The organism is Butyrivibrio sp. AE3006, assembly GCF_000424165.1.
GTDB lineage: Bacteria > Bacillota > Clostridia > Lachnospirales > Lachnospiraceae > Butyrivibrio.
The window spans coordinates 35,253-50,071 of the sequence record NZ_AUJJ01000010.1 but is presented as its reverse complement, the minus strand read 5'-3'; the positions used below and the strand labels follow the sequence as shown (position 1 = coordinate 50,071).

The following is a 14,819-nucleotide window of genomic DNA, read 5'->3' as shown; positions in this document are numbered from 1 at the left end:
TTTATGTTCTGCGTTTAGGGATCTGGATGCTGAATCCTTTCGTGCCCTACGCAAATTCATTGTGTAAATCAGCATTTTTTATTATATTAATAGTAAGTGTTTTACTTATTCTTATCCGGAAGGGAAATTCAATGATAACAAGAAAAGCATACGCAAAAATAAACTTAGGGCTGGATGTCCTGGGAAGACGAGATGATGGCTACCATATTGTAAAGATGATCATGCAGAGCATTGACCTACATGACGAACTGTCCTTTGAAAATCGCGATGACGGACAGATTATCATCATGACAGCTAACCCCAGAATCCCCACAGATAAAACCAATCTTATTTGGAAGGTTGCTGCTCAGCTAAAAGAAAAATATGGCATAGAGAAGGGTGTTACCGTAAGCCTTAAAAAGCACATTCCCATGGCTGCAGGTCTTGCAGGCGGAAGTACCGACGGAGCAGCTACTTACCATGCTCTTAACGAACTTTGGAATCTTGGTCTTAGCCAGGAAGAATTATGCCAGCTGGCAACTCCTCTTGGTGCAGATATTCCTTACTGCATCTGCGGTGGTACAGCACTCTCAGAGGGAATCGGTGAAAAGCTGACATTCCTTAGAGATATGCCTTCCTGCCACATAGTTATTGCTAAGCCTTCTATCGATGTCTCAACAGCATGGGCTTATACAACCCTTGATTCCAAGCCCATTGAGAACCATCCTGATATAGACGGTATGATGGAAGCTATCGAAAAGCGCGACCTTGCAGGCATCACAGATAGACTTGGTAATGTTTTAGAGCCAGTAACCGCTTCAAAATACACTGTAATCGAAGATATCAGACAGATTCTTCTTGCTAATGGTGCCATGGGAGCCAGAATGAGCGGAAGCGGCCCTACAGTATTTGGTATCTTTGAAAATAAGAATCTTGTCTACGCTGAGCATGCAGTAAATGAGCTTAGAAGCAGAGGAATTGCACCGGAACTGTACATCACAAAGCCTGTATAAAGGTAATGCCTATGAATGGAATAATTAAGATAATCGGCGCACACGATCACGGCGATGGAAAGCCTGAAATAGTAAAAACTGAATGTACCGCTTCCTGCATCACCGACGGAAACAGTACCCTGATTCAGTACTATGATCCTGCCGATGATGACAAGCTGCATATAAGGAATCATCACACCCTTATTATCGGTAACGGTAAGATCACCATGTCCCAAACAGGCTCTGTGAACTCTGAACTGCACTTTGGTCTTGGCGAGACCTGCGAGACCGACTATCAGACACAGTACGGCATCATGAAGCTCACAGCCATCACAAGGCACCTTATGATTGAAGAAACACCTAAAAAAATCTCCGTCCACCTCCAGTATGAACTAAAGGCTGACGGAGAAAAAATCTCTGACTCAAAAGTGAGAGTGTCCTTCACTTTTACAGAATAATACGAATTCATTTTATCGGAGCTTATTCTACAGCTCCGATAATTTCATTAATATTCTCAATTCCCTGCTCTGACATATAGCGCTCTATTCCCTCAATAACCTCTATTGTTGCATAAGGGTTATGGAAGTTCATTGCGCCAACAGCAACTCCTGTTGCTCCTGCAAGCATGAATTCTATTGCATCCTCAGCTGTTGCAATTCCGCCCATACCGATAACCGGAATCTTTACTGCATGTGATGCCTCGTATACCATACGAACCGCCACAGGCTTAATTGCAGGACCTGAAAGACCACCTGTCTTATTGGCAATTGCAAAGGTCTTTTTGTAAATATCAATCTTCATTCCGGTAATCGTATTAATAAGAGAGATTGCATCGCTGCCTGCTGCCTCTGCTGCTCTTGCCATCTCTGCAATGCTTGTGACATTGGGACTAAGCTTCATTATGATGGGCTGTTTAGCGTGCTTTTTTATCTCCTTTGTAATCTCGAAAAGTGCATCAGGATTCTGTCCAAAGGCAATGCCACCCTCCTTTACATTGGGGCATGAAACATTGATTTCAAGCATGTGAACGCTGTCCTGATCAGCAAGTCTTTCTACTACGTCCACATAGTCCTGAGTACTTTTTCCGCAAACATTAACGATAACCTTTGTATCAAAGTCCTTAAGAAAAGGAAGGTCTCTTTCAATCATCACATCCACTCCGGGATTCTGAAGACCGATTGCATTAAGCATTCCTCCGTAAACCTCTGCAACTCTCGGTGTGGGGTTTCCCGGCCACGGCACATTGGCAACGCCCTTGGTCACAACAGCCCCAAGTCTGTTAAGATCAACAAATTCCGCATATTCCATTCCGGATCCGAATGTACCGGAAGCTGTCATTACAGGATTTTTAAAGGTTACTCCCGCTATATTAACTGATGTATTCATATATTCTCACCACCTCTAAAACGATTGTTTTTTATCTAACTAAGTCCGTTCGGATACGTGGACCGTAATCGCCCAAAGGACGTGCGATAACGGTCCACAGCTCTCCAAGTAACTGATTATCAAAGCTCAAGATCATCTGCATCAAAAACAGGACCATCGGTACAGATGCGGGCGTTCTTAACATGTGAATGATCGTCCACCTCTTTGGTCTTGCATATACATCCAAGACATGCACCTACGCCGCAGGCCATACGCTCCTCAAGGCTTATATATGCCTTCGCACCGATTTCTTTTGCATAAGCAGCCACGCCGCGAAGCATGGGCATAGGGCCGCAGGCATAAATGACATCAGCTTCTACACCATTTTCTTTGCAGGCATCAATTACATTTCCTTTGGTACCGATACTTCCATCCTCTGTAGCAATCAGAAGCTTTCCATAATTCTCAAATTCATCTGTAAGAAAAGTATCAGCATTCCTATATCCCATAACCATGGTTACAGACTCTGGTTTTGAAGCAGCATTCTCTGAAAGCTCCTTTGCAAGGCCAAGAAGCGGCGGAACTCCTATGCCTCCACCGATTATAACTACTCTTTTTCCTGCTGCCTTATCAAGAGGAAAACCGTTACCTAAAACTCCAAGGATATCAGTATTATCCCCCTCCTGATACAGAGCAAATTCCGCAGTGCCGCTGCCGGCTATCCTGTACACAATGCGCAGTTCCTTATTCTCTCTGTCATATCCGCAGATACTGATGGGCCTTGGAAGAAGTGTGGACTTATTTTGGGGATACACACCGATAAACTGCCCCGGTTTTGCATCCTCTGCAAGACTTGTTCTAAGCCTTAAATCCATGATTCCTTCCGCAAGGAGCCTTTGCGAAATAACCTCTGCTCCGATTTTCTTCTTTTTAGACATAGCTTTTCTCTCCTACCTTATGTTTATCATCACGCTGTAAATACTACTTTGCCGCTGCATATCGTATAGTGAATTTTGCCGGGAACCTCTTCACCAATAAAAGGTGTGTTGCAGGCTTTTGATGCAAATTTTGTTCCAACTGTATAGGTCTCGTTTTCTCCAAAAATAACAAAGTCCGCGGGACCGCCCTCAAAGCACCTTCCAACAGGAAGCTCGTCATAGACATTTTCACCTGCGCTCTCATCTCTTATGAGGGTTCTGATTCCGTAAACCTCCGCAGGCTGACAGGTCATTCTCGAAATAAGTGTCATAAGATTCATATATCCCTTCTGTACCAGCTCTCTTATGCCAAGTCCAAGGGAGGTTTCAAGTCCTATTATGCCGCTGGGGGCTTGGGTTAATTCTGCTGCCTTCTCCGTCGCTGTATGAGGAGCATGATCCGTTGCAATAGTCTCTATTGTACCGTCTGCGATTCCTTTAATTATTGCTATCCTGTCCTCTTCTTTTCTAAGGGGCGGATTCATCTTAGCCATGGTGCCATGTTTAAGTACCGCACTGTCTGTAAGGGTGAAGTGATGAGGCGTAGCTTCTGCGTGTATGCGAGGGTTTGTTTTTCTTGCTTCTCTTATAAGCTCGACGGCTTCTTTTGTACTAATGTGCTGGACAGTTATCTCTGCTCCTGTTTTTCCGGCGATTTCAATGTCGCGCTTAACCATGGATATTTCTGCATCCCTTGGCGATCCCTTGATACCAAGACTCTCTGCTATATCACCTGCATTTATTCCATTGTCTGTTATATATGAAGGATCCTCTTCATGAAGACTCAGCACCCTGCCAAGCCTTGCAGCTTCCATGCAGGCTTTTTCCATGACATCCGGATCAGTTATGGGCTTTCCGTCATCTGTAAAAAGAACGATTCCTTCCCTCAAAAGACCTTCCATATCTGTAAGCTCTGACCCTGCCATATCCTTTGTAATATTGGCACAGGTAAAAACTCTTATTCCTGTGGATTCGCCTTTTTCAAGAGCATACCTGATGGTCTCAGGATTATCCATATGGGGATTCGTATTGCCCATCATGACTACTGATGTAAAGCCGCCTGCCTTTGCTGCATCTGCTCCTGTCAAAATATCTTCCTTATCTGTAAAACCGGGATCTCTGAAATGAACATGAGCATCCACAAGACCTGGCGCAACAACAAGACCTGCAGCGTCTATCTCTTCAAGATTCTCACTTTTCACGGATGCTGCTTCAACAGCCAAATCATGTAAGGTTCCGCAAAAACCAATCTTTACGATTCTCTCTCCGTCTACAAGAATATCCCTGAAATCATTTGTTCCGGACCAGGGATCTATCAGTCTACCGTTTTTTATAAGCAGCATTTATCAGTATCCTTTCTTTGTGTTATACTAACGTGGTATAGCTGAAATATCAGCATATATATAATACATAATTGGAGTGAATAAGTAAGTATGTTAAGGCTAATTTTTGTAGGTTTATTTTTATTTGTATTTTTTATTTTAAGCCTGGTAATGCAGTTAATTCTCTGGATTGTCGGTAAGTTCAATCCCATGGCTCAAAAGACCATGTCTCTTGCCATTGTAAGCAGAGCTTTTAAAATCGTAGCATTCCTCTCAGGAGTTAAGCTTACTGTGATCGGCGAAGAGAACGTACCAAAGGATATTCCGGTTCTCTATGTTGGTAATCACCGAAGCTACTTCGACATCGTTCTTAGCTATGCAAGAGTACCCAGAATCACAGGTTATATTGCTAAGAAAGAAATCAAAAAGGTTCCGATCCTGTCAACCTGGATGGTCTTCATGGACTGTCTCTTCCTTGACAGAGATGATATCAGACAGGGCCTGCAGGTCATCCTGACAGCCATCGATAATGTAAAAAATGGCATTTCAATGACCATCTATCCTGAAGGAACAAGGAACGCTTCAGATGAAATGCTCCCCTTCCACAAAGGAAGCTTTAAAATTGCTCAGAAAACCGGTTGTCCCATTGTACCGATGACCATCAACAACTCTAATGCGATATTCGAAGATCATGCGCCTTTCATCAAGAAAGCTCATGTAATCCTTGAGTACGGAAAGCCGATCTACATGGATCAGTTAGAGCCCGAGGATAAAAAGAATATCGAAACCTATTGCTACAACATAATTAAAGAAACTTATGAAAAAAACAAGGTGGATGAGTAATCATTCACCTTGTTTTATATTACAATTTCGCTGTTTTCGCGCCGCCAAGGTTAACACCTTCAAGCACGTTTGTTTCAAATGAGAATACGATCTTGTTATTCTCTCTGTCCTGCTTAATTGCGATATCGATCATATCGTCAAGAAGCTGGGAATATTTCTTTCCAAGAGGCTCCCACAGATAAAATGAAAGTGATCCGGGAATAGTATTGATCTCGTTAAGATAAATCTTACCTGTTTCCTCATCAAGCATGAAATCAATTCTGGATACACCGCTGCAGCCAAGACACTTAAACGCATCTACAGCCATTTTACGGATCTCGCTTCTCTGCTCATCTGTGATTTCTGCAGGAATTTTTCTCTTAAGAGATGCCATTCCCTTGGAACCGCCGGTCTTTGCACCGCCTTTAGCGCCGCCCTCTGAGCCGCCGCCAATATACTTATCCTCAAATGAAAGAATCTCATCTGAGTTAATGGGCTCTTCGCACTCAGAAGCCTCTGCATTCTCATAATCACCAAGAACTGAACAGTTAATCTCCTTAAGCTTCACAATTGCGGGCTCAACAAGAATCTTTTTGGAGAACTCAAAAGCAAGCTCAAGGGCTTCCTTAAGCTCCTGTGTATTACCAGCCTTGGAGATACCGATACTTGATCCAAGGTTGATGGGCTTAACGATAACAGGATATTTGAAAGCATCCTCAATCTTCTTAACCAGTGCCTCAGCATCCTCGTAATCAACCCATGTATAGCACTTGCAGTCAAGAACAGAAATACCATTGTCCTTAAGAACTGTCTTCATTACATATTTATTCATGCCAACTGCTGATGAAAGCACGTCGCATCCAACTACGGGAAGACCAAGAGTCTGAAGGTATCCTGTAAGCACTCCGTCTTCCACGTTAGTTCCGTGAACGATAGGGAATGCGATATCAACAGAATTAATAACATTATTACCGAATTTCTTCATAGGATAATGAACAAGATTTACCTTATTACCATCCTTGATGAATACTACTCTTGTGCTCTTTTTAAGAAGCTCAGGAATATGTGTATATTCCTTGATCTTATCTATGTCTTCACCAATATAAAAATCATTATCCTTGGTTATATAAACCGGGATAACCTCATACTTATCTCTGTTAATATATCCGATAGCCTGGATAGCGGAGATAATAGAAATCTCATGCTCTGTACTTTTACCACCAAATAAAACTGCTAATTTAAGTTTCAAAAAAACACTTCCTTTCAAAAATTAACTAGGGTTCCCTAAAAGTATAGCCTCATCAGAAAAAATTTCAACCTCATTTATTTTTTGCAGGCATAAGCATGCACAAACAAACAGGTGACGAAAATATAAGAGGCAGCGCATATCTGCTGTAATTAACAGGACTTACTATCAGCATCAGAATAAAAATGAAAATAGGTACAAGAATTCCATTTACCGGTTTTCTTTCTCCGTCATTTTTATGCCATCTCTTTATGACATTATAATAGAGCAGATACGCAGGAATCCAAAAGCTGTAAAGCACCACCTGAAAAAGTATGCTTATGCCCGGCATATCTCTCAGTTCATAGTACCAGTCATCCAGTCCCATCCATAGTTTAGAAGGATTTACCTGTTTTACATTTTCAAAAATTCCCTCTGACATTGGTATTTTGTCAAAAATCTGTACGGAGGATACCGGAGCAAAAAAGTTACCGCAAATAGGAAGTATTGCCCTTAAGTATATTATTGGATGCTGTATGCCCTTCTTTATCCAGAACTTATAATAGGCCTTCATGTCTTCCTTTGTCGCATGAATATTAAAGGTGGCTTTTACAGGGTCAGTTGCATCAAAGGCATAATCGCTTTTTATTTTTTCATAGTCCAAAACCCTGCCGATGATCTGCTTATCGCCATCTGTAAGCTCATCCTCCCTATCTCTTACAAGTCTTGCGGTCTGCTGGAAACAGGTCCCAAGCATCTCCTGCTTTCCGCCGGGATAGATATTAGCTGCGGGATAAATGACCTTAGGAACTATAATGAACCAAACAACAATGCACAGACATATGTTCATAAGAAAAACCATTCTGTTCTTTTTTCTGAAAACCAGATGCAAAAGGCTTGATAAAACCACCACATAAGCCCCGGTATTCTGGGTAAAGCACATAAGAAGAGAAGTTGTGATCATGAAAATAATACCTTTTTTGGAGGATACCTCTCCGCCTTCAAGATATTTGTAATAACCATACAAAAGAATCAAAAACAGAAGACTATGCACTGTATTTTTCAGCATGCAAATTGTGTAATAAGAAATGAAGGGTGAAAATATAAAGAACAGCCTTACTACCTTTACCACAAATTGTTTACCTGCATCCTTTGCGTTATTTTCAAGATCTGTAAGAATTCCTGAAAAAACAAAGCAGGCTACAAGGGACTGTAAAAGGCAATAGATAAAAAGTCCTTTTCCCGGATCTCCAAGTATGACGCCGAGTTTAATAAATGCAGCAAACAAAAACGCTATAACCACAGGATGATGCGCATTCATAAAGGCATTGATCGTCTCCTGTCCCTCCACAAAGCCAAAGGGCACAGGGGATACACCATCAAAAACATCCCTCACCTGATTGATAGTGTCGTAATTTAATACTCCGGGAGCAAGAATAAGAAGATAAGGAAGATGGGCGCACCACATAAGAAGCGCAGACATAACCACCTTTTTCCCGGCCGGCTTTTGAATGGGTCTCGGCTTATATTTTGAGCCAAGATATTTTAAAACAATAGTAGATGCAAAGAACAATAAGAAAAATGCCGCAAAACACAGCATATCCTTGACAAGCACATAGCCTGTCAAAAAGAAATGGTCTTCTACAGCATTAACATTTAATACGGTTATCAAAGACATACAAAACGAAAAGCATAAATCCATGAAGTCTATTCTTTTTTCACCCCTTAGCATCTCCCCAACCTCTTTTCTCAAGTGTAATTATCCGGAAGATCATTCTCCAAAAGAATGACCTTCTGCCTCCCCGCATCGATCTCATACATAAGATCGGTGGCTTCCTTTAGTGTCTCCTTTGAAAATAGTCTGTCCTCCGAAAATCCTGCTTCCAGAGCACCTTCCTTTATAGGTCTTGTGTGATCTATACCCACCAGGATGATATAATCCGCTGCCTTTGCAGCCTGTCTTCCAAACTCGCGATTATACTCTGCTTCCTTATCACCAAGCTCCACCATGCCCGGAGTTACAAGGATTCTGGTATAATCCTCAAATTTTGAAAGTGTATTAAGTGCCATTTTAGCACCCATCGGATTTGAATTATACGCATCGTCGATTATTGATACATTACCGTGCTTAATGAGCTCCTGTCTGTGAGGTGCAGGTGTTATCCTACGAACTCCCATCTTAAGCTTGGAGAAGGGAATTCCCAAGGTATGCGCCATGGCTATAGCACCAACCACATTGGTTACATTGTGTTCACCAAGAAGCTTCATGCTAAATTCGGCGCTGTCCCCATTTGGCGCTGTAACTGTAAACGTAGCACCATCAGCACTGTATTTAACATCTGTAGCTCTGTAATCGCAGCCCTCCGACACACCATAGGTAATGACATTTTCATGCCTCATATTGGCAGTTATGATCTCATTATCACCATTTGCAAATTTCAGACCCTTGCTGCTCTTTTCCTGAACCGCATCAAAAAGCTCGTACTTGGTATCTATTATGTTCTCGATGGAATGGAAGGTCTCAAGGTGCTGAGGTCCGATGGAAGTAAGTATTCCATCATCAGGATGAACAATATCTGTTATTTCCTTTATGTCATGTACGTGCCTTGCTCCCATCTCACATATAAAAATCTCATGCATGGGAGTAAGGTTTTCTCTGATAGTTCTTACAACACCCATGGGAGTATTGAAGCTCTCAGGTGTCATAAGTACTCTAAATCCCTCAGAAAGCAGCGTCCACAGATAATACTTTACGCTGGTCTTACCATAGCTTCCTGTGATACCTATGATCCTAAGACCAGGATGCTCAGCAAGAATCCTCTGTGCATCATGGATGAACCAGTCATTTACTTTTTTCTCAATGGGCTTATTTATAAGATTGCAAAGAGCAGTTACCAGAGGAAGAAGTCCCATGTAAACTGCGATGATGCAGTAAGCTGCCGCTCTGTTTCCAACCTTATAAAGTATGGCTGCTGCCACCCCAAAAATAAGGAAAACAACCGCATATGTTACAAAAAGTCTCTGAACTCTCTTAGTTACCACAAATTTCTTTTTAGCCGGCTTTGGAAGATACTGAAGGATCATGAAGACAAGAAATGCCAGTGAAAGAATTCTAAGGACGTTCCCTGCCTTTGCATCAGCTATTCCTGCAAGGATAGTCACCACCAAAAATCCCACATGCAGACCATATCTTTGCGGTTTGGATCTAAGGAATCTGAAATATCCCTGAAACTGATAGGAAGAAAGCTGCAACATGTGGGAGTAATATCTAAGTCCCAGTACGGTTACAGCTATATATGCGATAGTAAATACTACAAAAATAAATGTATCCATTCTATTTTCCTTTTAAAAATCCACATTTAAAAAGCTTCCGAGTATCTTGTTGAAAAGGTACTGATTATCAAGGAAGGAATAATGTCCTGCCCCCTGAATAACTGCAAGTCCTGCTTCCGGCATAAGTTTTTCCATCTGCTGTCCGTCTGATAAAGGTGTCGCCGTATCCTGGTCGCCCCAGATAAGAAGAACAGGCATTTTTAGTGAAGGCATGTACTCCTGCAGATCCTCATTAACAACCTTTACAAGACTCGCTCTCATAACAGGCGATGCTGCAGCATAATCCGCAGAGCCAAATTTTTTCTGCAGGCTCTCAAGGGTGTTAGGGAAAGCCTTGGCAATGCCGGTATTAACAAGAATGCTCTTATAAAATTTATAACGCTTAGTCTTACTGCTCTGTTTTCCTGAAGGAATAGGCTTAATTCCTGCGCTGTCCGTAAGAATTACCTTTGGAATCTTAAAGCCAAGCTCATCCTCTGACTTTGTTCCGATCATTTTGATAATTACTCTTCCGCCCATTGAATGTCCAAGGAAAATCACTTCCTTCTCATCAGGGTAGAGCTTTTTTACAAAAGCAATTACAAAATCCACAAAATCTGCTACTTCCCAAGGCTCAGATGGCTCATCACTTTTTCCAAAGCCCGGCATATCCATTCCCACTACGTGGTATTTCTTAGCGGCAAATTTGATAACGCCGTCAAAAAGATCCACATTGGAGCCCCAGCCATGAAGCATCACAAGGAGTGGTCCCTGTCCCTCATCACGATAATTTATTTTTAATCCGTTTATTTCAGTGTTCATAAATCTTATTCCTTAATAACACTAAGCATGAATATGAATTTTGCATTGAGAAGCGGCTGATTCATAATACCCATACCTGCATCTGTATCAAGGTAAGTCCTCTCGGTGTCATCAGTTATGTAGTTAACTGCTTCCGGGTTCCTGCCCATAAGGTAATGAGCATGATTCTCAATGATAGTCGTATATTCATAATTATATATGATATGGTCCGTAATTGTTATGGTTCTCATATCATCCAAAAGTGTGGCATGATCCTCGTCTGAAACCAGATACGCACTGTTCTTTGACGCACTCGCTATTGCCGATGCCTTTTTCATAAGGAGCTTCATTATCCTGTCGCACACATCCACATTCACCTTCTGGCTTGTAGATATGTAGGTCACTCCTCCAAGGAACACTTCCTCATCCTCTTTGAAAAGGCTGTCAAAATCATTTCTTTCAAAATAGGAGGTCAAAACCTGCTCGTAGCTTGATGAGCCTGTAGCTCTGTAAAGCTGCGCTGCAGCATGAAAACCTGCTGTGTTTTCTTTAATGTTCTCATTACCTGCAAATACGCTGTATGCTTTGTCGGCGCATTTAAGGCAGGCTGTTGCAAAATCAGAGTCAAAGCTCTGATACTGGTAACTAAAATCTGCAAGAAGTGTGGCAAAGCAGATGGTGGCTTCCATGGTGATAGGTGTAACCTCCACTTCTGCCTGCATAAGATCCTTACTCTCATCTCTTACGGTAAGCGCAGAACCATAGACACCGCCTGTCCTTTCATCCTGCATCTTCATAAGCCACTCTATCTCATATCTTATCTCATCGAGAAGATCCGGTACACTATTTCCGCTCTCGGGAATACCGGTATCATCCGTAATAGCCTTAGGATTCATCTCATAAGCAAGAAGCAGATTCTGTGCGATCTTACAGCCCTGAACCACATCCCTGTCAGCCTGGGAATTAAGGTGCCATCCACCTGTAACATCAATAGCCCTTGACGGATTCTCCTGCAAATGAGCCTCTGCCGTATGGCAGGCAAGATGGGCATCACTGCCTGCAAACTCCTCCGAAAGATTTGATCCGCATCTGTTCATGTAATAGGTCTTACATGCACTGTTAAAAATTTCATCATACAGATCGTTCTGAATTCTGAAGCTAAAGGAGCTTCCGATTATATCGGTGTAAATATAATAATTACCGTCAGTTATAAGGTCGGAAAAATATCCAACCTTGATATTTTCATCTCCTGAACTGCCTACGCTCCGCATTTGACCGGTATACTCGAGATCATTGGTATCAAGATTGTAGACATAGAAAACATCAGGGAGTTCCTCACCCTTAAATACTACAGCCTTCTCCGCCCCAGTCCTGTATCCGTTCTGATCAACAAGCGCACCTGGAATCTCCGGTGGAACATCATAAACAATATTTGGAGCAGGTGTGCTTTGAATGTCAACCTGCTCTGTCTTTACTACATTTTCAATTACAGGTGCTTTCTGCCCGCATCCGCAGACAGAAGCCCCCATCATTAGCGCCATGAAAAGCGCAATCTGTTTCTTCATACTATTTCACATCCTGCGCGAATTATTTTTTTCCTGCGCGATTGTAATTAATAAGACATCCGTCAAGGATAATCTCTCTCTCGTTATCAGTAAGATCGCCAAGAGTCATTGTGAACTCTGTAAGCTTTCCGTCTGAAACAGCCACAGCCTTGATAGTATCAGCCTTATCCTCTACAGCCTTTCTGATTCCCGGAAGGAATACATAATCAAGGTTCTTGAAGGGAAGATCGCCCTCCTTTATAAGAAGCGGCAGCATACCCCAGTTGATAAGGTTTGAACGATAACGCTTTGTAGCATACTCGTTGGCAATGTTAGCCCATCCGCCAAGCACCTTCTGGCATGATGCAGCCTGCTCTCTTGCTGATCCGTCACCGGGCTTAACAGCGAAAATTGTTGATCCGATTCCGGTATTTGCTGCGGAAACATCGGGATATTTTTCCAATACTGCCTTAATTACAGCTGCTGTCTCAGGAGTCATTCCATCAAAGGAAGCATCCTCACGTCTCTTTAATTCCTCAGCATATATAGCCTTTGCTCTGCCTACATACTCAGGATCTTTTCTTGAAAGAGTAAACTCAGCAAGTCCCTGAGGATTGGATCTGTAGGAGCTGGTCTCACCTGAAGGAATAAGCTCATCTGTTGTGGTAACAGGATCATGAATCTCTGAAACAACTTTGAGAAGCACGTTCTCTGTGAGCTCTGTCATCTTGGGCCAATCCTTGATGTTGGGACCAAACTGAAGCTCTACGCTGTCATCAGCAACGCCCTTTGAATCGAATACTCGGTTTGCATATATTTCCTTATCAAAGTGATATGTATACTTGTTGAACTTACCGTCAAAAGCAGTTGCAGGTGTAAGTACGCCCTGATTAGCTGCTGTTGCTGCGATTGATCTTGCATCCATAAGTGCAACTGATGCAATCTGTCCGCTCTGAACCTTGGAACCTTCTCTGTTGGGGAAGTTTCTGGTTGAATGACGTATACTGAAGGCGTTATTTGCAGGTGTATCTCCGGCACCAAAGCAGGGACCGCAGAATGCAGTCTTAAGGATTGCGCCTGTCTCAAGAATTTTGGCAGCTACGCCGTTTTTAACGATCTCCATGAAAATAGGTGTTGATGCAGGATATACGCTTAAGGTAAATCTGTCATTACCTGTAAATCTGCCCTCAAGAATGTCTGCAGCAGTGCAGATGTTCTCGAAGCCACCGCCTGCACAGCCTGCGATTACACCCTGATCTACCATGAATTTGCCGTCTTTTATCTTTTCTTTAAGAGAATATTCGATCTTATCACCAAAGCTTACCTTTGCACGCTTTTCAACATCAGCGATGATATCTGAAAGGTTTGCATTGACCTCGTCGATCTCGTAGGTATTGCTGGGATGGAAAGGCATTGCGATCATGGGCTTGATTGTACTTAAGTCAACCTCAACAACGCCATCATAATATGCCACATCTCCGGGCTTTAATTCTTTGTACTCGCCGACTCTGCCATGAGTATCATAGAAGTTCTTAACCTCATCATCTGTCTGCCAGATTGAAGAAAGACATGTGGTCTCAGTGGTCATTACGTCGATTCCGATACGGAAATCAGCTGAAAGTGATGCAACACCGGGGCCTACGAACTCCATTACTTTATTTTTAACATAGCCATCTCCGAATACCTTACCGATAATGGCAAGAGCTACGTCCTGAGGGCCAACGCCATGCATAGGCTCACCCTTAAGATAAATTGCCACTACGCCGGGCATGTTTATATCATAGGTCTGATTAAGGAGCTGCTTAACAAGCTCAGGTCCGCCCTCACCCATGGCCATGGTGCCAAGTGCACCGTATCTTGTGTGAGAATCTGATCCGAGAATCATGCCACCACAGGTAGCAAGCATTTCTCTTGCAAACTGGTGAATAACCGCCTGATGAGGAGGCACATAGATTCCGCCGTATTTCTGAGCAGCTGTAAGACCATACATATGGTCATCTTCATTTATTGTTCCGCCTACTGCACAAAGTGAGTTGTGGCAATTGGTAAGAACATAAGGAATCGGGAATTTCTCAAGCCCTGAAGCCCTGGCTGTCTGAATAATACCAACATAAGTAATATCATGGCTGGTAAGCTTGTCGAACTTGATCTTAAGCTTGTCCATGCTGCCTGAGGTATTATGCTTCTCAAGGATTCCATAAGCAATGGTATTCTTCTTAGCTGTGGCTTTGTCTGTCTCTTTGCCTGTCTTTGCTGCAATCGCTGCGGCTGCATCTGCATTATCAGGTATAAGCTCTATTCCATTTATCAGATATGCACCGCTGTCATAAGTCTTAATCATTCCCGTCCCACCTTTCTCTAGTAACTATTCTCTATTATTATTCACTTTCTCCAAGGTATTATACTTTAATCTTGCATATTTGTGTATAAAAAAAGGAAGCTGTACACCGAAAACCATCGGTGCACAGCCTTGTGTATCA

General features: G+C 42.5%; 12 protein-coding genes. 3 read left to right on the top strand and 9 right to left on the bottom strand.

The genetic code is table 11. From position 1 onward, the window contains the following. The first annotated feature begins 131 nt into the window (after window positions 1-131). Together ispE and G603_RS0106495 are read left to right on the top strand one after the other, a co-directional pair. A complete protein-coding gene (gene ispE / locus G603_RS0106500; protein WP_035792343.1) occupies window positions 132-992 on the top strand; it encodes a 4-(cytidine 5'-diphospho)-2-C-methyl-D-erythritol kinase in 861 nt (286 codons plus the stop codon). Between the two features lie 11 nt (window positions 993-1,003). Then, a complete protein-coding gene (locus G603_RS0106495; RefSeq protein WP_026524381.1) occupies window positions 1,004-1,429 on the top strand; it encodes a DUF1934 domain-containing protein in 426 nt (141 codons plus the stop codon). A gap of 22 nt (window positions 1,430-1,451) precedes the next feature. On the opposite strand, the gene G603_RS0106490 is transcribed toward G603_RS0106495, so the two are convergent. The 3 genes from G603_RS0106490 to G603_RS0106480 form a co-directional block, all read right to left on the bottom strand. Next, window positions 1,452-2,357, bottom strand: a complete 906-nt coding sequence (locus G603_RS0106490; protein WP_026669695.1) for a dihydroorotate dehydrogenase — start codon at window positions 2,355-2,357, stop codon at window positions 1,452-1,454. Window positions 2,358-2,476: 119 nt separating this feature from the next. Then, window positions 2,477-3,274 carry a dihydroorotate dehydrogenase electron transfer subunit gene (locus tag G603_RS0106485; RefSeq protein WP_026524379.1) on the bottom strand — a complete coding sequence of 266 codons (798 nt, stop codon included), beginning with the start codon at window positions 3,272-3,274 and terminating at the stop codon, window positions 2,477-2,479. A 29-nt stretch (window positions 3,275-3,303) separates the two neighbouring features. Continuing rightward, entirely contained in the window at window positions 3,304-4,656 is a 1,353-nt protein-coding gene (locus G603_RS0106480; RefSeq protein ID WP_026669694.1) for a dihydroorotase, read from the bottom strand. Between the two features lie 90 nt (window positions 4,657-4,746). On the opposite strand from G603_RS0106480, the gene G603_RS0106475 reads away from it, so the two are divergent. Then, on the top strand, window positions 4,747-5,478 hold the full coding sequence (locus G603_RS0106475) for a lysophospholipid acyltransferase family protein (RefSeq protein ID WP_026669693.1): 732 nt from the start codon (window positions 4,747-4,749) through the stop codon (window positions 5,476-5,478). A gap of 19 nt (window positions 5,479-5,497) precedes the next feature. Here G603_RS0106475 and G603_RS0106470 read toward each other — a convergent pair whose 3' ends face one another. The 6 genes from G603_RS0106470 to G603_RS0106445 all read right to left on the bottom strand — a co-directional run bounded on the left by G603_RS0106470 (window position 5,498) and on the right by G603_RS0106445 (window position 14,680). Then, window positions 5,498-6,706, bottom strand: coding sequence for a D-alanine--D-alanine ligase family protein (locus G603_RS0106470; protein WP_026669692.1), 1,209 nt, complete (start codon window positions 6,704-6,706; stop codon window positions 5,498-5,500). Between the two features lie 70 nt (window positions 6,707-6,776). Beyond that, window positions 6,777-8,414 carry a DUF6020 family protein gene (locus tag G603_RS0106465; protein ID WP_026669691.1) on the bottom strand — a complete coding sequence of 546 codons (1,638 nt, stop codon included), beginning with the start codon at window positions 8,412-8,414 and terminating at the stop codon, window positions 6,777-6,779. A gap of 17 nt (window positions 8,415-8,431) precedes the next feature. Then, the gene (locus G603_RS0106460; RefSeq protein WP_026669690.1) at window positions 8,432-10,015 is read right to left on the bottom strand and encodes a UDP-N-acetylmuramoyl-tripeptide--D-alanyl-D-alanine ligase; all 1,584 of its coding nucleotides are present in this window, start codon (window positions 10,013-10,015) and stop codon (window positions 8,432-8,434) included. A gap of 12 nt (window positions 10,016-10,027) precedes the next feature. After that, the gene (locus G603_RS0106455) at window positions 10,028-10,816 is read right to left on the bottom strand and encodes an alpha/beta fold hydrolase (RefSeq protein ID WP_026524373.1); all 789 of its coding nucleotides are present in this window, start codon (window positions 10,814-10,816) and stop codon (window positions 10,028-10,030) included. Window positions 10,817-10,821: 5 nt separating this feature from the next. After that, window positions 10,822-12,360, bottom strand: coding sequence for a glycoside hydrolase family 9 protein (locus G603_RS0106450; RefSeq protein WP_026669689.1), 1,539 nt, complete (start codon window positions 12,358-12,360; stop codon window positions 10,822-10,824). A 22-nt stretch (window positions 12,361-12,382) separates the two neighbouring features. Beyond that, window positions 12,383-14,680: a hydratase gene (locus tag G603_RS0106445; protein ID WP_026669688.1), complete on the bottom strand. Its 2,298-nt coding sequence runs from the start codon at window positions 14,678-14,680 to the stop codon at window positions 12,383-12,385. Between the last annotated feature and the right edge of the window lie 139 nt (window positions 14,681-14,819).